Consider the following 18,847-nt stretch of genomic DNA (forward strand, 5'->3'; position numbering starts at 1 on the left):
TACGGTGACATATTGAAAAGCCGAGAATCTTGAATTTTACGTATCCTCTTCATTTTCATAGGGAAGTCTGAGCCATAGTACACGATAAGAATAGATGTACATCCCGGAAGCAAGGATAACTCCTAGCGGATTATGCATCAGAGCAATGGCAAAAAAACCGACAATAACACAGATGAGGGGAAACGCTTGGTATAGGGGAGTGGGTAGCCAAATATTCATAACTCAGCCTCCATCCAGTTGAATTGAATGCCCTACTGCATCGGACTCGCTGAAGCAGTCTTATCACTATTGTATTTTATCAAATTTACTTGCCAGAAACAAGAGTGCGACCTGCTTCGAATCAAGTAGACGATCCTGATTGTTGCCAGGCATACAGTGTATAAGCAAAAGGATCCGTAACATCCTTTTTGGTTATAATTTAGTGATCAGAAAATCAGTGGAAAGAAAATTTTAGTGTCACGTCAATGATGAAATGTCGGTATATTGCACCGTAATTTTATGCTCCTGTGCTGTCGATGTATGTGGCGCATAGTTGTGCAATGTAACACATACACCGACAGCACAGGAGCGAAAAAGGACAAGCAAGATACTGACAGATCAGCGTTGACGGGACACTAGATCAGTTCATATTGATAAACAAACCACGGAACGATCCTAAGAAACCTCATGTCCATCAAAGCCTTTATTACAAAAATAACAGGAGCAAAACCCGTCTCTTCTAAAAGGATAAAATTCGGTCATAAGAGCCTTTTAGCAATGATTGTCATCTCAGTTAAAAGGCTCAGCAGGCATGTAAAAATCTGCGTCTTTTTTGTTTCAAAACTGATCAAACCGTTGAACTAGCCGAACAGTTTGCCGTCCCCTCTTTCTTTACTGTAGAAGCTCTACAGTTCTCTACACTGCCAGTTTTTGTTGATGACTCCGTGCCAGGCTGCTTTGATGAATATCCATCGGCATACCAACCACCTCCCTTGAGCTGGAATGAATTCAGTGATATCAGTTTATAGAGTTCTCCACCACAATCGGGACACTCTGTTTTTGGGGCATCAGTAATTTTCTGTATACATTCATGTTGGGTTGAACACTCACTGCACTTATACTCGTAAATTGGCATGGCTTTAACTCCTTTTATATATACGTATAACCGCGTTTATAGAAATATCCCGATCATTGATTCTAGTGACCGGAAGTTGAATAGTATGACCGGACCGGACTCCTGCCGGGTAGCTGAGCAGCAGCTGTTTCTCGCCTGTCAGATAGCCAGCCCCATTACAGCGCCAGCAGCCCCGCACTCGCCGATGACCTGCACTATTGCAGCTGGGACAGCGGATCTGCATCGGAACGTTTAACCGCACATTGCCACCTTTTTCCGCCTGATCGCTGGTCAACTGGACCTCGATTGTCCGATTAAGGGTAAACTGAGGATGTCGGTCTTCATGGAATCCAGAAAGCATCCGGTCGAATAGGCCATCAAACAGGCTATTGTAGTGATGGATAGATCGATCCAGAGACCTGTTCGGATGTGCCGGAGTTCTCTCTTGAGGAATAAGTGGCTCAACATGGCTACTAGCCTTAGAAACATCAACCGTATCAGATTCGGGATGATTGTATCTGCCAATCCCGTCCTGGAGATTATTGTCATAACTTCTACGCTGTGCAGGATCACTCAGAACTGAATAGGCTTCATGGATCACCTGAAAAGGAGCCTGGTTGCTTCCGAAATAATCAGGATGATACTCCTTAGCCAGACGACGATAGGCCGCCTTGATATCATCCTCGGTAGAATTAACTGGAATGCCTAAAATAATATAATAGTTTTTGGGCATGGTAGATCCTCCTGAAGAATATTGTCTCTTCTGAAATTGTTCAGAATTATCTATGGGTGAAAAGGTGTCCGAAAACTCACTGTGCTTGTTATATTATTTTCTTTTTTTGTTTCTTAACGCATTTACATTTCTTTGTTTTCCCCAGGGTTGAATTTTGATGAACCTGAATCGTTTATCTCAGACCACGAAGCTGTCCAAGCCTGTAAAGAATGTCATATAATACTTTTTTGCTGCCATATCGTCTTTAGATACCCACTCAGTCTCAACAGTTTAGACAGCGCATACGACGAACCGACAGTGGACTCCGTTTAGACTGCCTTCCATGCGGTTGCCAGTGATCAGTTGTATACACATCCGCACGAGGCGAATCGACAAGCGCCATAGCCATAATCCGACGAATACGCTGCGCAATTGGTGGATGAGTTTGCAATAATGACGGTGCCCTATAACTCCTCCAGGGTGTAAACAACAGACTACGCCAGTAATTGCGATGATAGTGCTCAAGTTTATACAAAGCCTGAGCCAGGCCAGCCGGATCCCCGGTAAGTTCACTTCCCACCAAATCGGCTTCAAACTCCCTCGTTCTGGAAAGTGCCATTTGCAGCGCCAGGACAATTGTCGGCGCAAAAACGATAAAAAGCATCGGGACCAGCGAGATACTGACTTTTCCAACTATCACCAAAGGCATGGCAAGCAGTAATACCATCTGACCAAAGATGGAGATAAAACCGGTGATTCTCTGAACACTATCCGCCATGAGCATCACTTTGAGATCATTGTTCCTGATGTGAGCAATCTCATGCCCAAGGATTCCTGTAATGTCTCGCATGTTGAGATTACGGAGCAGAGCATCAGTCAAAACAATTACAGGCTTTTCCCTCCTGCCTGTAGCATAGGCATTCATGGTTCCTGACGGTTCATAGAAAAGTTGTGGAATATGAGAGAGCCCTGCACGTCGAGCTAGAGTAGAGACTACCTGATACAACCGGGGATGCTGTATCTGCGATAGAGGTTTGGCCCCTCTTACCCGGATCAGATGCTCGGTTGTTGAATTTCCGTAAAAGAGAATAGGAATAACACTTCCAAATACTGCGAACCAGACTCCATCGGTGCCAGCTACCATATAGGCAGCAAGGCCAGTAACAGTCGCCATTATAATTAACAGAACAACTGTGTGGATAAGGTTTTTAACTTTATTGTGAAATACAAGATCGCTATTCATGTTCTTACCTCGAAATTGTATCGCTGTTTTTTACCAACCCTCCATCGCCATTCCTTTATCGATAATCGTATCAATCTCATCAATACTCTTCTCGGTCAGGGCGATCTGTTTTTCTATCATTTCAAAGAGATCATCTTCTGCACCAAGCAGTTCGCGGGTCTTCTTTTTCAGCCGCTCACCTGCCATTAGATACTCTCTCATCTCCTTGCGGATGACTTTTCGTTTATGGTGTTTTTCAAGCTCCGTCTCAATGAGCGGAACGAGCCGTTTAATCGAAATCTCGACAATTACATCTCTTGGAATATTGTGCTGCCGGGCTATAGCATTTATTGCGTTGAGAGTTGATCTGCTTAGAACAAATGTTTTCTGTTTAACCGCGCCCCTACGGGTTTCTTCACTCTTTGCAATCTTTGCCAGTCTTTTCAGCTCCAGCCTGTCCTGGGTCAGCTGATCAATCACTGATTTCTGTTTAATACCCAACTGTCCTGACATTACTCCCAGTAATTCTATAAGATCTACCGGGAGCTTGAATGTTGCCCGAACCGACTGCTTACAAATAAGGTCATCAATTGTAAGGTCGTTTATGTTTTCTTCAGTTTGCTTCTCAGTCACCATGTATTCCCTCCGTTGTTTAAAAATAGCAACACCACATTACCATGTCAACAAGGAAACAAAAAGTAATGTGAGAGAAAAAATATATTTTCTGCTTTTCACATATTGACATGAATAACAGTGACCTTATTTTCTGCGACAAAGGATACAATCGACCGCTCATATGAAAGAGAATTTGATAATCAACACGTTTTCATTCATTTGGTGGTTGAAACATGCAGCCGCCCTTTACCCTGGGCGGAGTAAAAAACTCTCTAACTGGAGGAAAAGATTATGTGGACAAGAACAAATGACATCGATCGTATGTTTAGTGCCATGGATCTACTGAACTCAAGAATGAACAGATTGTTCACTGAATACGACAGATCCGCTGGCCGCGACTTTCGCTTGAGAGCAAACAATGATACTCCAAAGACAAACCTGTATGACCTTGGTGATAAACTTCAATTAATCGCTGAACTGCCAGGTGTAGCCAAAGCAGACCTGAACGTACGTATTCAGGGTAACTATCTCGAACTGAGCGGATCACGAAAGTCTGAAGTACCTGAAGGCTATAAAGCACACAGAGTTGAGCGCGGCAGTATCACATTTACCCGAAGCTTCACCCTGCCAACAGATGTAGACTCCGAGCGTGTCGAAGCGGTACTTAGAGATGGTGTATTAACTATGAACCTGCCAAAAATTGAGGCGGCCAAACCCAAGCAGATAACCATCAGTTAGGAAATAGGGGCCAGATGAGAACCAGGGTCCATATGAATGGTAAATTTCGGAGGAAATGTCATGAGTGAGAAAAAAGAAATGACTACACGGGAAGAGAGCATGCCTGAGCGTAGCATGGATATCCCTACCATCGCAACATTGGTCGATATTTATGAAAATGATGAAGAGATCCTGCTCCACGCCGATATGCCAGGAGTGAAGAAAGATGCGATCAACATCAATATCGATAACGGAAAACTTGAGATAACCGGTATAAGAAAGCTACAGACGACTGGTGCAACCGGCTGGGAGGAATTTGGCGATGTCGAATTCCAGAGAGTGTTTTCGATACCCCAGACTATAGAAATTGGTAAAGTGAATGCCGAATTGAAAGAAGGGGTACTAAAACTCCATCTTCCCAAGGCTGAAGCTGCAAAACCGCGCACCATTGAGATTCGATCAGCTTAGCAGAAGGTGCTAAAATCGCCGAACAAAAGCATGAGATCTACCATTAAGATTCATTAAGAGAAAGCGGGTAAGCCGTCACCGGTTTACCCGCTTTAATTTTTCAAATACAGTCGTTAAGCTTTTCACTTTCAATTCCATTAGTTGCCAACGCAGAAATCAACACCAGCGTTACCACCATTGATCGAAAAACACACTGAGCAATTTAGACTTTTCAAGCAGGATCCATTTTAATATCGGGATCAATTGCTGCTGCCATTTCTGCAGGACGGGTGGCATAGCGCATTCCTATGACCAGAGTCCGTTCAATGGCTTCGGTGGTGTCGGCATTGCTCCCGTTATCCTGCCAACCTATCGCTCTGATGGTCTTCTGTTGCCAGACGTCTCGTATAAATTGGCTGGTATATAGCCCAGGGCCGCTCATCGGAGTTCCGTCAAGTTGTGGAAAAAGATCGCCATCCAACCGCTTACAGAAATCGCTTTCATCATAACCGCCACAATCGTTCAAAGAACGAGTCATCATGGTCAGGATATACCCGGACTGTGAAAGCTGATCGGCCTTTAACCAATCATGGTATCGCCCGGATTTTGGATCTGTATAGTCATCAATCCACTCCCCATAATCTGCTCGCAACTCACTGAGGTCATAGTACCAATGAGGTCCGAGCCCCAAGGCATCGCCAATAAATGCTCCAAGTATCGCCCCTTGCGCTCTTTCGTGCATTGTTATGGTCGTCCTCGTCTCCTCGTTGTTTTTAACGATATGATATTGAGAGAAAAAGATGAGGCTCACCCACCACATCAATTATCATTTCATTTCAAATACTTAAACACAAAATGTTCATTAGGATCGATCAAGTTCTTCCTTTACGGCCACTCCCAGTTTTTCTATGACATACGGCTTTTTCACATATACACCTGCACCAAGCGATTGGACAGCCTTCACCCGATCCGACTCTGAAAATCCACTCACAATAATCGCTTTTTGTTTCGGATGTATTTCAAGCACTCTTCTAAATGTTTCAAGCCCATCTATGCCTGGATCCATGATCATATCAAGAACCAACAGGTCAACCGTGTTATTCTTTACATATTCCACAGCCTCTTCACCGCTTTTTACGCTTGAAACGCTGTAATTCAATTCCTCAAGTATGATAGTGGCAATATCCCGCTGCTCCTTAACATCATCTACAATAAGAATGGATTCGCCTCTCCCTTGTAATTCAGAAATTTTTACATGAATATTTTCGGAAACTATTTTTTCCCTCGTTACCGGGAGATAAATGGTAAATGTGCTTCCTTTGTTCTCTTTGCTCTGGATGTTAATGTAACCCTGATGATCCTTCACCGTTCCCCAGACCACAGCCAACCCTAATCCTGTTCCGCTTCTGCCCATGACCTTTTTTGTATAGAATGGCTCAAAAATCCGATTGATATCTTTCTCATCAATTCCTTCCCCCTGATCGGACACGGATAAAGCTACATAGTCACCTTCTTCAATCTTATCATATCCATGAACTGGCCTATCAAGATACTGGTTAGTTGTCTTGATAGTAACAATACCCCCATGTGGCATAGATTCACTCGCGTTGGAAACCAGATTGTATATCGATTTACTCATATGCAATGAAGAACCGGAAATGTTCAGCAGGTCCGGCGCAAGATCGGTTGTAATAGTTACTGAGGGGTGATGACGGAGTAAATTTGCAAACTCCGGGGAGTGCTGGCATTCAACAATGATCGTGTTGAGGTTTAAAACATCCATTTTAGGAACACCGCGTCTGGCAAGGGTCAACAGGTCATCCACGATCGCTGCTGCCTTTTGGCCTCCTTTCATAATCGCAGTTAGTTGTGGCCTGCTGGCGCTTAACTTGTCAGTCTTTATAAGTAGCATTTCAGCATATCCAAGGATTACACCAAGGACATTATTGAGATCATGGGCTACACCACCTGCCAGAATGCCGAGTGACTCCATTTTCTCGGCACGGCTAAGCCGATTCTGTAAATCTATCCTTTCCTCTTCCATTACCCTACGCTTGGTAATATCTATGAGTGTTCCTTCGACGACACCACGGGACTGGTCTACCCGGGCACTGAATTCAACCCAGAATAAGGCACCGGTCAGACGATTCTTCACCTGCAATGCATAGTCGGATATATACCCCTGCTCCTGCAGAATATGTATTATCTCCTTACGATCATCAGAATTGCTGTAAAGGTGTAGGGTATCCATACCAATTGCACTTTTGATGGAGGGGAATCCGGCCAGATCGCAATATCGCTGGTTGCATGCAACAATCTTTGCATCTATCAGGTTCGTTTCGAAAAGGCCGACATGAGCATGCTGATAAAGATTACGATATTTCCGCTCGCTCTCCTGCAACGCTTTTTCTACCTTCTTTGATTCGGTGATGTCGCGAGCAATGGCATAGGTCAAACCTTTTTCAACAAGAGGACGAGATACCCAACTCAACCAGCGATAGCTTCCGTCTTTGCATCGATACCGATTGACGAAATTAATAACTTTGGCACCCATTTTCAGTTCCCGGCTGATTATATCCTGGGTTTTCTTAAGGTCCTCGGAATGAATAAAATCTAAAAAGGGTTTATTCAACAATTCATCTTCAGTGTAGCCTAATATTTCTGTAAATGCTGAATTGACCTTGTGGAATGTGGCGGTATTGATATCGGCAATACAAATCATGTCTAATGACATGTTAAATATATTGTCTATATCCTCCATTGCCTGTTTCAAATCCGTTATATCAATCCTGTATCCAGCCAGGTATTTTTTTTCTCCCTGCTGGATGCAAAATTTGTATGTGACATAATGTTTGCCGTTAAACTCTTCATAAATTTTCAGTTGCTTCCCGTTATTAACGACATCAATATCCTCGCGTGTAATTTTTTCAGCGAACTCATGAGGGAAAAGTTCACCCATTGTCTTGCCAATCATTTCAGGTACAGGAATACCCCACGTATCAACATAATTATCACTGGCATACAGAACTTTACTTTCATTGTAGGATACTGTTTTGAGAAATGCGGAGATAGGCGAATGCTTGATAAAAAAGGACAGAAGTTCAGAAGACCTTTGGGTGGTTTCATCCATGAGCTTTCGCTCAGATTCCGCCAGCTCCAACTCCCTGACCCGTTGTTCCAACTCTTCATAGCTTGGTTTTCTAAGCATTAAAGATCCCAATTTTCATCAAATTTATACGATTTTTTTTGTATCACTATATTGTTTATTGAATCATAAATGAGATACTTTGAATAGAATTTACGAAAATTATGAAGAGAAGGATTCATTGGTAATTATACGCATTTAAGTGGTTCATCCGGTTTAAGCGTATTTTCGACATAAAAATGTGGACATACTTATACTTCTCTTACAGAGACTTCACTCAACTGATAAAGGAGGTAACCATATGTCCACGAGCATATTGTATCACGGTTTTGGCATTCGAGGTTATCACTATGTGCGTACAGAATCCCAACAAGGAACGATTGTCTTTACTATTTTGAAAGACCGGACTGCGCTCCGCTGTCCCTGCTGCCAAAGTAGCGATGTCATCAAAAGGGGCACGCTGCCTCGTTAGTTCCACAGCTTGTCTATCGGAAGGAAAAAGACGTATATCAAACTACATATCTCTAGGGTTTTCTGCAGTATTTGCGATACTGTTAGGCAAATTCCCCTCGCAACATTTTGGTTCAGATGATTGAGTAAGCTGCATCATTCAAGCTCTTGAATACCATATATAGAGGTCGCCCTTTTTTTTACCTGAGGTTTACTATCAAATAGCATATATCGATCATTTTCTATTCGAAATGGTCGAAGAATACTTCTTAATTATCTATAAGCAGTAGCTTATAGTATCAACACTGAGATTTAGAAACCTGTAATAACGCCCCCCCCAGCCACTTAACAACCTGAATAATTTACTCTAATACTAATCATACACATGATGTAAGCTCAGTAATTATCTATTACGAAGGTTCTCATTTTTTAAGAACTGCCCCTCGTTTTTTGCTCTTGTTTCCGAAGGGCAATCACCATACGCCGCAATGATTGTCTCGTCAGATGCCCGGATGTTGTGATAGGAATACATCCATTTTCCAATACGGCAGATTACGATTTATTGATTCAGGGGGTCTGCTCGGGCACCCACAACGGGATGGATAGCGTCAACCAGCAGGAGTCGCCTTCAAGACGGTTTTTTACGTTAAACTCGTGAAAATAGCGAAGACTCACAGAAACAGGTAACGGCCCGGCCTGAATTGTCCCAGATAAACCCGGACCGAAAGCGCTTACCCTGCCCTCAAAGTCACCGAGCGTTGCGCCCGCGCCGCTATCACCTGAGATTTGCTGGTAGTGGTAGCCATTCAACCCGATTGAGAATGCCGGTGTGAATTGATAAAATGCAGATGCCTCGAGGTGAAACTCGGTGCCTGTCTCGTAATCCGTATCGTCGTTCTCACCATTAAAAGTAATACCGGTAGCTGCCGACAATTCAATGCTGTTTTGCGGAAATGTCCACGTCCCGGCGACGCTGATATCGCCAGCCCATCGGTTCAGGGCAACATTGGCAAGCCTACCGGCATCGTAGCTGCCGACAGGTACATTCACACTGGCGCTAACGAGGTAGTGATGATTATCTCCATGCCAGCCAACGAGTGCACTAAATGCAGGATCGCCAACAGCCCAGCGATCGTCGGAGAGAGAGACAGGCCCCCGGACGCCAATACCGGGGATTACTAAGGCAGCTTCTGCGCTCACATCCGAATTACCGTAAACAAAGGTTCCCGAAAAAGCAAGATCACCACCTAACACGTCAAAAGGGGTCAACCAGAGTACTGTCGGCAGCGCGAGGAAGACGTCGGCATCGAGCCCCAGGGAGAGTGTACCGCCGATAGGCAGACTTCCTGAACCGGAAGCATCGGCGCTGTAGTAGTAGGTAGGTAGGGAGAAAATAATGCCTTCCATCTGGGGTAAAATCCCTGCACCCTGGCCGCGCTGGCCCATCAGGTAAAAACTGCTGCCTCCCTCGGCGGCAACAGCCGAGCCTGCAGACAAAGTGAGCAACGTTGCGGCCAAGATCGCAGTCAGATGCAATGAACGCCTAGTCTGCCGGAAAAAAAGAGACAGCCAGGCCTTGGTCCGAAAGAGCGCGGGTGTTGCCAATACAGTGGTAATGGCCCGCTGTTTAATTTCCAAAGATTTCATCAACATTCTCCTAAGGTGTTTGAAAGTAAGGACAGCCATAGCGACCGCTGCATCATTTCCATCAGTTAATGGTTCATATTACGCATACTACACACATTGCTTTTGCCGCCTTTCATCCTCATTGAGCCACCAAATGCCCGGCTATTTGGTGGCAGTATAAGCAATATGAATTTTCTCGATCTTGCCGTTGAATTTGAACGGCGCGCGATCAAAGTAATCCAGTGATACCGGGGATCCCAAATCAGCACCTACATCAAAGGTTTCAGAGGCAGTATGAACAGCTGGAACCGATCGTTCAATGCGTCCCTGTCCAACCTGTTTTCCGTTGACAGTCAAGGTAACGGTCGCCGGGGCCATGCGCTCCTGGGAGTCATATCGTGTTTCTACCTCGATCTTGACTTTACCAGTTGGGATTGCTGAATCAGAGGCTATCTTATAGCGATTCAGGGTCATGGCATTATACTCGGCCTTTAAAAATCCCTTGTCCATGTAAACAGTGAATCCTGAGGAAATACCGCCTAAGGCAAAAAGGACTCCTTCGGCATCATGACCAATTGCTGCATCGATCACCGCCAGGGTCGAGCGTCCACTGGCAAATTTGGGGGCCATCGCCTCTGGAATCCGATCCTGTCCTTCATAAAAATACCATTCGGTCAACGGCGAAGAGGGCAATTCACTGGGATTGAAAAACACCGTGTACATGGAAGCACCAATGGGATATACAAGGTTCTCTGTTGCTTCTTTAGCAAACAAGGTTTTTAATTCAGCTAATTTCTCTGGGTTAATTTGGGCCAGATTTTCCGATTGTGAATAGTCTTTATCCAGGTTGTACAGCTCCCATTCCTCTTTCTCTGGCTCCCAATTCATCACGCCGGTGATGTCGGTTGACCAAGGTGCCCTGGGACCGAAAGTTCCGGCAAACCATCCCTCATGGTAGATCCCCCTGCTGCCAAGGATTTCGAAATACTGGGTCTTTTTGGTGGTCTCGGCATCGGGCTGATTGAACGTATACACCATGGATGTTCCATCGAGGGGCTGCTGCTCTATGCCATCAACCTCCTTTGGAGGGGTGATGTCGAGTATTTCGTAGAGGGTGGCGGCAATATCGTTGACATGATGAAATTGGGAACGGACTTTACCATCATGTTTGATTTTTTTCGGCCAGGATATGACCAGTGGCGTCCTGGTTCCGCCGAACTGCGCTGCGACCAGCTTGGTTCCCTGAAACGGTGCTGCTCCCGAATAAGCCCAGCCATGGTGATACATGATGTCAAGTTTGGGTCCACCCAGCGCATCCATTCCACCGTAATTCTTCTTAAGAATATCGATCTGCTGTTCGATGGTTGAGGGCATCGCATTCTGGGCCAGCAATTCACTGATTGTGCCGTTCATGCCTTCAGCCGAGGGGCCGTTGTCGGAAAGGATATAGAGAATCAGGGTGTTGTCCAGCAGACCCTGTTGTTCGAGTTCATCGACGATCTTGCCGTACTGTACATCGGTGTGCTCCAGGAACCCGGCAAAAATTTCCATCAGGCGGCTTTGGAATTCCCGATTTGATTGTGGAATGTCATCCCATTTCTGCATACCTTTTGCCAGCGGATTGAGAACGGCATCTTCTGGAATCCAGCCCATAGCCTTTTGTTTTTCGAAGGTCATACTACGCAGGGCTTCCCAGCCTTCATCAAATTTTCCTTCATATTTATCCGCCCACTCTTTGAAAATATGGTGAGGACCATGAACCGCCCCGGGCGTAAAATAGAGCAAAAAAGGTTTGCCCGGGTTGAGGGTGTTGCTGGTTCGCATCCATTCGATGGCTTTTTCCGCCATGTCCTCGGTCAGATGATATTTGGGATCATGGGGCGCTTGGACAGGATTGGTATTTTCGAACAGCACGGGTTCATACTGTGAGGTTTCTCCGGCGATAAAGCCGTAAAAATAGTCAAACCCGAGCCCAGTGGGAAAGCGGTCAAACGGACCCAACCGAGTAAGATCCGTCACCGGTGTATTGTGCCACTTGCCAAATGCTGCGGTATTATAGCCGTAATATGACAGCACCTGAGCAAAGGTTGCTGTCGATTTGGGGATCTTACCGACATACCCGTCCCAGTCCGATGCCAGTTCTGCAATCTGCCCGGCACCGACACGGTGATGGTTACGCCCGGTCAGCAATGCGGCCCTTGTGGGCGAACACATGGCGGTGGTATGAAAGGCGTTGTAGCTGATACCTGATGCGGCCAGTCGGTCGAGCGTTGGCGTATGGATAGGGCCGCCGAACGTGCTGGGATTTGAAAAACCAGCATCATCCGTCATGAAAATGACGATGTTGGGGGCATCTTTGGGCAGATGATTTTCTGCTTTGCGCCACTGGTGTTTTGAGTCCTTCAGGGTTTTGCCGACCACACTGGCTGACCCCGGCTCGGGAAAAGGTAACACATCCTGAGCGCTGACCATCCCTACACACAAGAACATCGACACAGTCACCACTGAACATATACCGTGTGTTTGTTTCATTGTTTGCCTCCAATAGCTTGATTTTATGTAGCCAGAAAGAGTCTTTTCTCTGAGCGACGATCATCAACGCCCCTTCATCACCTCAACGAGGACCTGGCCGCGAGTACCCGAGGGCGGCTTGGTACCCGCTACGGCGGCGAGGGTCGGAGCCACGTCAATGGAGTGGATCTCCCGAAAAACTTTCCGTGGTTCGATTCCGGCACCGGCGAAGATGACCGGCACAAAGGTGTCGTAACGCCAGGGTGACCCATGCGTGGTCGCCACCGTGAGCCCATCGAAGTCATTGATAAACCAGTGCGGCTCGAAGACTATGAAGATATCGCCGGATCGGCGCGGATTGTAGTTGTTCAGCACCGATTGCAGCAGCGGCGTATCGGGAAACTCGCCATGAGCCATCGCCGTGCTGGAAACGGCCAGAGCGACGCCCTTGAATTTGACGAGCTCTGCGGCGATCGCTTCCTCGACCTCACCGAGTGAGAGCCCCTTTTCGGCGATAAGCTCGCGGTCCAGATAGAGGTAAGGGTGGGCATATTGCCGGATCAGCTTCTCCCCGACCCCGAAGCGTTTCTTCAGTGCAGCGAAGCCTGCCTCCTTTTCCCATGAGTCAGGGTCCACGTAGCTGGCCTCGAAACCATATTGTTGCAAATCCCCCGGCGCCTCCGGACTACCATGGTCGGCGGAGAGCACAATCAGGGTGTGCTTCAGCCCGACCTTTTCGTCGACATACGCGAGGAGCTCTGCAAGCGTGCGGTCGAGCCGCAGCAGGTTGTCCTCTGCCTCAAGACTCGATGGTCCGAATAGGTGGCCGACGTAATCCGTTGAGGAGAAACTGACGGACAGGAAGTCGGTTACAGAGTCGGCCCCAATGGCTTCGTTCTCTATCAAAGCCTTGGCAAACTCAAGGGTCAGCTCATCGCCCGCCGGGCTCAAGGTGAGAAAGGTGCTGAATCCCTTCCCATCCGCCGGTCCGAAGGGATGCGGGAAGGTCCGGCCGAAGGGTGGCATGTCCAACTCCCAGGCCTGGTCGTCGCGGTCGCCAAACAGATAGCCCGAACGGTCCTGGAGAAGTTCCCAGGAAGTGTCGGCAAAACGAAGAGTGGGGTCGGTCTTGTTGAAGGCGGTGACCCATGTGGGATATTCCTCGTAGTAGAAACGGCTGGTGACGAATTCTCGGGCATTCTTTGAAAACCAGAAGGCCTTACCGGCGTGACCCGCGAACGAGACCGCGCCGCGATCCTTGACCGAGACGCCGAAGACCTTGGCCTTGCCGGCTGTGTGGATCATCAGCTCGTCGCCGAAGGTCGAGACCAGCATCGCTGCGGGTGACCGTCCGTCAGTGCCCGCCACCTTCTGGGTGGGGTCGACCTCCGACTTCTTGTCGACGTCCGCGCCCTCGGTCAGCAGTCCGTAGCGGTCGTCCTCGATATTATAGGTCAGGGAGCCGGTTCCGCGATCAAACCAGATATTGCCGATCATCCCGTGGGCCGAAGGGTGGGCGCCGGTCGCAAGGGTGGCATGTCCGACTATGGTCTCGGTGTTGGCGTGCATGTGGTGGGCATTGCCATAGACGATTCCCTCTTCTAAGAAATAGCGAAATCCGCCGTCGCCCATGCGATCAAGAAACCGCGCTGGCATGTCGCCGCGCAACTGGTCGACCGTGATCTGAAGAATCAGCTTCGGTTTTTCGGTTTCCGCCGACGCGGCGCTCTGTGTAACGACTGACAGGGTGATGCCTGCAAGCGCCAGCGCGAACCAGGTCGTGAAATTATTTTTCATAACTCATTCTCCGTGGTTGGTCTCGTTGAGTGTTCCAAGTATTTAATTTGTAATTTCGCGTTTCCCTGTCGTCATAGCTATAGCCTGGAAAGAGTCTATCTCGATCGGATCGGCCACGGCGGCGGATTCGGCGGAAGAAGTAGCGGTAGAGCTTTCTTTCTTGACCGCCGGCGGCGACCAGTCGCCCGAGAGCGCCTCGGGTTCGGGGCCGTAGAGGCGCATCACGAGGTAGAATGGTCCTTCCGGAGCCGGCAGCCAGTTTGCTTCCAGGTCCTTGCCCGGAGACTCCTTGGAGATGTAAAATACCAGCGAGCCATCCTCTCCACGCACATATTCTTCCAAGCTTGGCGAGTTGAGCAGGTAGCGGTCGAGCGGGTTGTCGATGAAGAGCTGGGTCTTACCATCGTACATCGTCACGGACCAGAACGCCTTGACCGGCGGCAGGGCGTCCTTTTCGAAGGTCAGAGTGTAGTTTTGCTTCGATGCATCGAGTGGTTCCCCATCCGCATCAACGATGTAGGTCGGGTAGATCGCCTCGGCGGCGGAGTTGCCATAGAGGCCCGTGTGAGCCGCCGCCGAACGTAGCATATCGGTGCGGTCGAGCTTGTAGTTCTTCTTGGTGCTCTTGGTGAGAAAGTCCCGAGTGCCGAAGATCTTGCCGCTGACGAGTGGGTCCTTTGTGGTAGCCCCGACAAATTTCTCGATCGCGGAAAAGCCCTCCTTGACGCCGACCTTCAGGGCCTCCTGCATCTCCGCCGGCAGGGCCGAGAAATCAAAGTCGCCCACAGTACCGATGCCGATGCTGGCAAGCTTGTCCCAGAGCTTCTTCTCACCCTCGCCCTCGCCGGGCGAACCGAGCAAGCCCATCATGAAGTCGAGGTAGCCGAAGAAACGCTCGTCGAACTGGGAGCCCTCGTCCCACTTTGGGAAGTTCGGCTGCGGCGCACCAGCCGGGGCTTCTTTGCCAAGGAAGTCGCTGAGCGGCTGCAGGCCATAGCTGGCCTGGATTGCCTTGACCTTATTGAGGTCGTCGGGTCCAAGCAACTGGGTACGGGTCACATTGAACACAAAGCCGGTTTCGCTCTTGATCACGTCGGTGATCCCCTCCGGTTTCTCTCCGTTCCAGTCCGGTCCGGCGATGAGAAACTTGCCGGCGTCGTTACCGGTGGTCAGGGTGCCGACGTAGGCGAAGTTGTAGGTGTATAGGTCAACCAACTGGAAGTGATAGAAACGGTCGGGCTCCATTTCCGGTACGCTCAGAACCAGCGGCTCGCTACGAACATCCATCCAGAACATGCAGTAAGGCGTGTCGGTATTCGGGGTGACGACCGCCTTGTCCTCTGGAGTGAACAAACGCGCCACGCAGGACATCTCGTTAAACGGTCCCTTGTAATCGGGGCTCTTTGAGTCGATGGTATAATTCCACATCGTCTTGTAGTTCATCACCATCGGGAAGCCATAAAGGTAGGCTTGCTTGGCAATAACCTTGGCCTCAGCGGCAGTAAGTGTGTTTTCGGCTGCAGTTGCCACCGTATGGCCTAGAAGGGCCCCTACCAAGAATGTTGATGCGATCAGCGCCGTTACCAGTCGTATTGTATCACTGACTCTCTTCATGATTTCTCCTTTTGTGAACAGCGATGTTCAATCAACACGCGAAAGTGCTGGCGGCACCCAACCACCATCCCGTACGCTCTCTTTCGGCACATACAGGCGCATCGCCAGCTTGAACGGACCGGTTTTCGGTGCAGGCAGCCAGTTTGCTTCCTTTTCCTTACCCGGCGATTCGCTCTGAATGTAGATGGTCAGTGAACCATCAGAATTAGGTTTCATGCCGCTTCTGTCGCCGATTGCATACCGGTTCAGTGGGTTGTCCACCAGGTACCCTTCAATGTCGTAAAGAGTCATTGACCAGAACGCGTCCGCCGGTGGCCAACCACCCTCCTTGAAGGTCAGTGTATAGCGATGCTCGCCGCTGAGCGGTTTTCCGTCGGCATCGTTCAGCGCCAGCGGATAAAAGGCATCCTCGAGTAAGTTTCCGCCGATACCGACGAAGGTCCACGCGGCACGATACGCGTACTTCCTGCCATAACGCCCCATGTCATAGGTCAGTCCCCACTGGTTGACCATCTTGCCGAGACTTTTCATCTCGGCCGCCATGGCAGCCTTCCCCAGGGCCACGCCCTCCTCAAGGGCTGCGACAACATCGGCACCGAGTCCGTCGGTGGAGAATGGCGCACCCGGCGCGATGCCCAGCGAGTGCAGCTTTTCCAGGGTCGGAGCATCCTCGTCATAGGCCGGATTGGTCGCCAGGAGGCGATTGAGGTTGCTGAAGAATTGCTCGGCATTCAGGGCCATCACCTGCTCGTTGACCAGGGTCTTACCATCGGCTCCTTCCTTCAGGGGCACATTGGCCGGCGGTGTGTATGGCTTACCCCAGGCAGACAGGGGCGTCAGCTTATACTCGTCCTGGATCCGATTGACAGCGGCGTAGTCGTCGGCACCCGCGCAGTAGGTGCGACCGCCGATGCCGCCGAGATTCGTCGGCGAGCGCAGCAGCTCCATTCCCTCCGGGACCGTTCCCTTCCAGTCCGGCCCCGCGACAAGAAATACGTGTGGGGCGTCTCCACTGTGCGTCCTGGAACCGGGTACCGCCGGCACTCCATTCCAGGCGTCGACGATCTGCATCATCCAGTAGCGTTCACCCATGGCCGGCACGGAAAGCACGAGCGGCTCGGCCTTGAGATCAATCCAGGCGAGCGAGTAAAGGTTGTCGACGTTAAAGCCGACAATCGAGCGGTTCGATGCGTCGACGAACTTTCGGTAGTGAACAAACTGATTGATAGGTGCCCGGGCCTCGCCCGCCTCTGTTACGTAGGTGCTGTAATCGACCTGCTTCTCGAACATGACCAGCGGCAGCCCGAACACCCAGGCTTTGGTGGCAAGGTTTCTTGCAACGTCCGGCGCAATCGTATCTTGTGCACCAGCATTTGAATCCAGAGCAATTACCATTGTGAATGCCACAACGATAGACATTATAAATGTTTTCATCATAGATATAGTATTCACTGTTCTCACATCCTCTTTTCGAATTTCTATTGCATTGACCCTATGATCCGCTAGTTGCAGCTAATAACGGCATTTGCCTGGATGGTTTGGATAAACTGGCCTGTGAGTCCCCCGGAATGGATTCCACTCAGGCAAATTTAAAGACCACGATACTCACAGTCTGTGTTTTTTCTTTTCCCTGCAAAACAAAGTTAGGATTGAGGTACAAATCGATTCGGCCAGTTGTAGGCACGATCTCTCACTCGTTGTTTTTTTTGAGCACCGGTCTCGGCATCGTCCACTCGCCGCTCATGATTTCCGGCCCAGGGAGATAATAGCGTATGGCCACGTCGAAGGGTCCGGCGGGGACCTCCAGGCAGTTCACATCGCCGTCTTCGCACTTGACCTTGAAGCGGAAGGTGTAGGTGCCATCCTCATTTTTGACGGCGGTCGTGTTGTTGATGTGGTAGCGGTCCTCGCCGTTGGGGTGGAAACGACCGGTGGCGGAGTCATAAACGGTGACCGACCAGAAGGCCTTGACCTTGGGCACCTCCGTCGTCAGCGCGTATTCACCCTTCGAGCCGTCGAGGGTTTCTCCGGCCTCGTCGTTATACCATGACTCATAGGCACTGTGGGAGGTCGCCGGTCCGCCCCAGCCCTCCTTGGTGCCGGTGGCGAAGTTCAGATACGAAACGTCCTTGCCAGGTTCCTGACCTGGTCCGGCGATCATCTCACTATACGGAACGGTTTTCTTCGCTTCCTGCATGCGCTTTTCGGCTTCCGGCGCCACCCGTTCGTCGAAATCGCTCAATACATCGACCACGGGGAACTGGCCGATGGTGGGGCCTTCAATGGTCATGCCATCGTAAACGCTAAGGGCATCGTTAAGGTCGGCCGGGTCATTCTTGTCCTTGACCTCGATCCGCGTTATGACCGCAGACAGGAGCGACGGCACTTTCACTGCCTCACCGGTGATGTTCGCGGGCTCTTCCCCATGATAAAGAGTGTAGGCTCCTGCAGGGCGGATGATGTTGCGATAGTTCGCATTGCGGTCGTCCTGCAGCTGGAAAGCGCTGAAACGCTCTTGGGATGGCGCCGCAGAAGTAAGCACGACGGGCCCCTCCCCCAGGTATATCCAGGCCATTCTATAGAGGGTGTCATTGTTACTTCTGACGATCTTGTCCTCGCCGGCCTTGAGCAGGGCTCGTGGCGTATTGACCCAGGTGTTCAGCTTGGACGGATCCCCCCCGGTTTGCAGTAACACGTAGCGATAGGTCTCCTGATAGGGAAACCGCCGCAGGTACTCTTTGACATGCGCCTCAAAGTCTGTCCCGGACACCTTGGCTTCGATGCTCTTTGAATCAGCTGTGACAGATTTCTTGTCAGCGCAATTTGCCAGTATTGGAGCGAGAAGGGCCCCGACCAATAATCCTGTTGCGATCAGAGTGGTTGTTTTTCCCATAGTGT

The 18,847-nt window shown here is 49.3% G+C and carries 15 protein-coding genes; 2 read left to right on the forward strand and 13 right to left on the reverse strand.

From position 1 onward, the window contains the following. Positions 1–36: 36 nt before the first annotated feature. The 5 genes from FCL46_RS15150 to FCL46_RS15170 form a co-directional block, all read right to left on the reverse strand. Positions 37–219: a hypothetical protein gene (locus tag FCL46_RS15150; RefSeq protein ID WP_136806777.1), complete on the reverse strand. Its 183-nt coding sequence runs from the start codon at positions 217–219 to the stop codon at positions 37–39. A 607-nt stretch (positions 220–826) separates the two neighbouring features. Then, positions 827–1,114 (reverse strand): FmdB family zinc ribbon protein, encoded by a 288-nt coding sequence (locus FCL46_RS15155; RefSeq protein WP_136806776.1) that lies wholly within the window; start codon positions 1,112–1,114, stop codon positions 827–829. 4 nt (positions 1,115–1,118) lie between these two features. Further along, positions 1,119–1,826: a DnaJ domain-containing protein gene (locus FCL46_RS15160; protein ID WP_136806775.1), complete on the reverse strand. Its 708-nt coding sequence runs from the start codon at positions 1,824–1,826 to the stop codon at positions 1,119–1,121. 262 nt (positions 1,827–2,088) lie between these two features. Next, positions 2,089–3,048, reverse strand: a complete 960-nt coding sequence (locus tag FCL46_RS15165; RefSeq protein ID WP_136806774.1) for a zinc metalloprotease HtpX — start codon at positions 3,046–3,048, stop codon at positions 2,089–2,091. A gap of 30 nt (positions 3,049–3,078) precedes the next feature. Beyond that, a complete protein-coding gene (locus FCL46_RS15170; protein ID WP_136806773.1) occupies positions 3,079–3,663 on the reverse strand; it encodes a hypothetical protein in 585 nt (194 codons plus the stop codon). Positions 3,664–3,933: 270 nt separating this feature from the next. On the opposite strand from FCL46_RS15170, the gene FCL46_RS15175 reads away from it, so the two are divergent. Together FCL46_RS15175 and FCL46_RS15180 are read left to right on the forward strand one after the other, a co-directional pair. Continuing rightward, positions 3,934–4,380 (forward strand): Hsp20/alpha crystallin family protein, encoded by a 447-nt coding sequence (locus FCL46_RS15175; RefSeq protein ID WP_136806772.1) that lies wholly within the window; start codon positions 3,934–3,936, stop codon positions 4,378–4,380. A 60-nt stretch (positions 4,381–4,440) separates the two neighbouring features. After that, positions 4,441–4,827 carry an Hsp20/alpha crystallin family protein gene (locus tag FCL46_RS15180; protein WP_136806771.1) on the forward strand — a complete coding sequence of 129 codons (387 nt, stop codon included), beginning with the start codon at positions 4,441–4,443 and terminating at the stop codon, positions 4,825–4,827. Between the two features lie 211 nt (positions 4,828–5,038). Here FCL46_RS15180 and FCL46_RS15185 read toward each other — a convergent pair whose 3' ends face one another. From FCL46_RS15185 to FCL46_RS15225, 8 genes are all read right to left on the reverse strand, one after another. Then, positions 5,039–5,548 (reverse strand): ADP-ribosylglycohydrolase family protein, encoded by a 510-nt coding sequence (locus FCL46_RS15185; RefSeq protein WP_136806770.1) that lies wholly within the window; start codon positions 5,546–5,548, stop codon positions 5,039–5,041. A 120-nt stretch (positions 5,549–5,668) separates the two neighbouring features. Continuing rightward, positions 5,669–8,014 (reverse strand): PAS domain S-box protein, encoded by a 2,346-nt coding sequence (locus tag FCL46_RS15190; protein ID WP_136806769.1) that lies wholly within the window; start codon positions 8,012–8,014, stop codon positions 5,669–5,671. A gap of 954 nt (positions 8,015–8,968) precedes the next feature. After that, positions 8,969–9,847: a SphA family protein gene (locus tag FCL46_RS15195; protein ID WP_167505837.1), complete on the reverse strand. Its 879-nt coding sequence runs from the start codon at positions 9,845–9,847 to the stop codon at positions 8,969–8,971. A gap of 342 nt (positions 9,848–10,189) precedes the next feature. After that, complete coding sequence (locus FCL46_RS15200; RefSeq protein ID WP_136806767.1) at positions 10,190–12,559, reverse strand: arylsulfatase; 2,370 nt, start codon at positions 12,557–12,559, stop codon at positions 10,190–10,192. Between the two features lie 63 nt (positions 12,560–12,622). Continuing rightward, positions 12,623–14,335, reverse strand: a complete 1,713-nt coding sequence (locus FCL46_RS15205) for an alkaline phosphatase family protein (RefSeq protein ID WP_136806766.1) — start codon at positions 14,333–14,335, stop codon at positions 12,623–12,625. Positions 14,336–14,377: 42 nt separating this feature from the next. Next, complete coding sequence (locus FCL46_RS15210; protein WP_136806765.1) at positions 14,378–15,949, reverse strand: DUF1254 domain-containing protein; 1,572 nt, start codon at positions 15,947–15,949, stop codon at positions 14,378–14,380. A 27-nt stretch (positions 15,950–15,976) separates the two neighbouring features. Continuing rightward, complete coding sequence (locus FCL46_RS15215) at positions 15,977–17,386, reverse strand: DUF1254 domain-containing protein (RefSeq protein ID WP_136806764.1); 1,410 nt, start codon at positions 17,384–17,386, stop codon at positions 15,977–15,979. A 253-nt stretch (positions 17,387–17,639) separates the two neighbouring features. Next, positions 17,640–18,842 carry a DUF1214 domain-containing protein gene (locus tag FCL46_RS15225; protein ID WP_136806763.1) on the reverse strand — a complete coding sequence of 401 codons (1,203 nt, stop codon included), beginning with the start codon at positions 18,840–18,842 and terminating at the stop codon, positions 17,640–17,642. Positions 18,843–18,847 lie beyond the last annotated feature (5 nt).

The sequence above is a fragment of the Desulfosediminicola flagellatus genome, from assembly GCF_005116655.2.
GTDB lineage: Bacteria > Desulfobacterota > Desulfobulbia > Desulfobulbales > Desulfocapsaceae > Desulfopila > Desulfopila flagellata.

Excerpts from the sequence above, each read along its gene's own strand:
- FCL46_RS15150 (WP_136806777.1), bottom strand. The coding sequence starts at position 219 with ATGAATATTTGGCTACCCACTCCCCTATACCAAGCGTTTCCCCTCATC.
- FCL46_RS15155 (WP_136806776.1), bottom strand. The coding sequence starts at position 1,114 with ATGCCAATTTACGAGTATAAGTGCAGTGAGTGTTCAACCCAACATGAA.
- FCL46_RS15160 (WP_136806775.1), bottom strand. The coding sequence starts at position 1,826 with ATGCCCAAAAACTATTATATTATTTTAGGCATTCCAGTTAATTCTACC.
- FCL46_RS15165 (WP_136806774.1), bottom strand. The coding sequence starts at position 3,048 with ATGAATAGCGATCTTGTATTTCACAATAAAGTTAAAAACCTTATCCAC.
- FCL46_RS15170 (WP_136806773.1), bottom strand. The coding sequence starts at position 3,663 with ATGGTGACTGAGAAGCAAACTGAAGAAAACATAAACGACCTTACAATT.
- FCL46_RS15175 (WP_136806772.1), top strand. The coding sequence starts at position 3,934 with ATGTGGACAAGAACAAATGACATCGATCGTATGTTTAGTGCCATGGAT.
- FCL46_RS15180 (WP_136806771.1), top strand. The coding sequence starts at position 4,441 with ATGAGTGAGAAAAAAGAAATGACTACACGGGAAGAGAGCATGCCTGAG.
- FCL46_RS15185 (WP_136806770.1), bottom strand. The coding sequence starts at position 5,548 with ATGCACGAAAGAGCGCAAGGGGCGATACTTGGAGCATTTATTGGCGAT.
- FCL46_RS15190 (WP_136806769.1), bottom strand. The coding sequence starts at position 8,014 with ATGCTTAGAAAACCAAGCTATGAAGAGTTGGAACAACGGGTCAGGGAG.
- FCL46_RS15195 (WP_167505837.1), bottom strand. The coding sequence starts at position 9,847 with ATGGGCCAGCGCGGCCAGGGTGCAGGGATTTTACCCCAGATGGAAGGC.
- FCL46_RS15200 (WP_136806767.1), bottom strand. The coding sequence starts at position 12,559 with ATGAAACAAACACACGGTATATGTTCAGTGGTGACTGTGTCGATGTTC.
- FCL46_RS15205 (WP_136806766.1), bottom strand. The coding sequence starts at position 14,335 with ATGAAAAATAATTTCACGACCTGGTTCGCGCTGGCGCTTGCAGGCATC.
- FCL46_RS15210 (WP_136806765.1), bottom strand. The coding sequence starts at position 15,949 with ATGAAGAGAGTCAGTGATACAATACGACTGGTAACGGCGCTGATCGCA.
- FCL46_RS15215 (WP_136806764.1), bottom strand. The coding sequence starts at position 17,386 with ATGATGAAAACATTTATAATGTCTATCGTTGTGGCATTCACAATGGTA.
- FCL46_RS15225 (WP_136806763.1), bottom strand. The coding sequence starts at position 18,842 with ATGGGAAAAACAACCACTCTGATCGCAACAGGATTATTGGTCGGGGCC.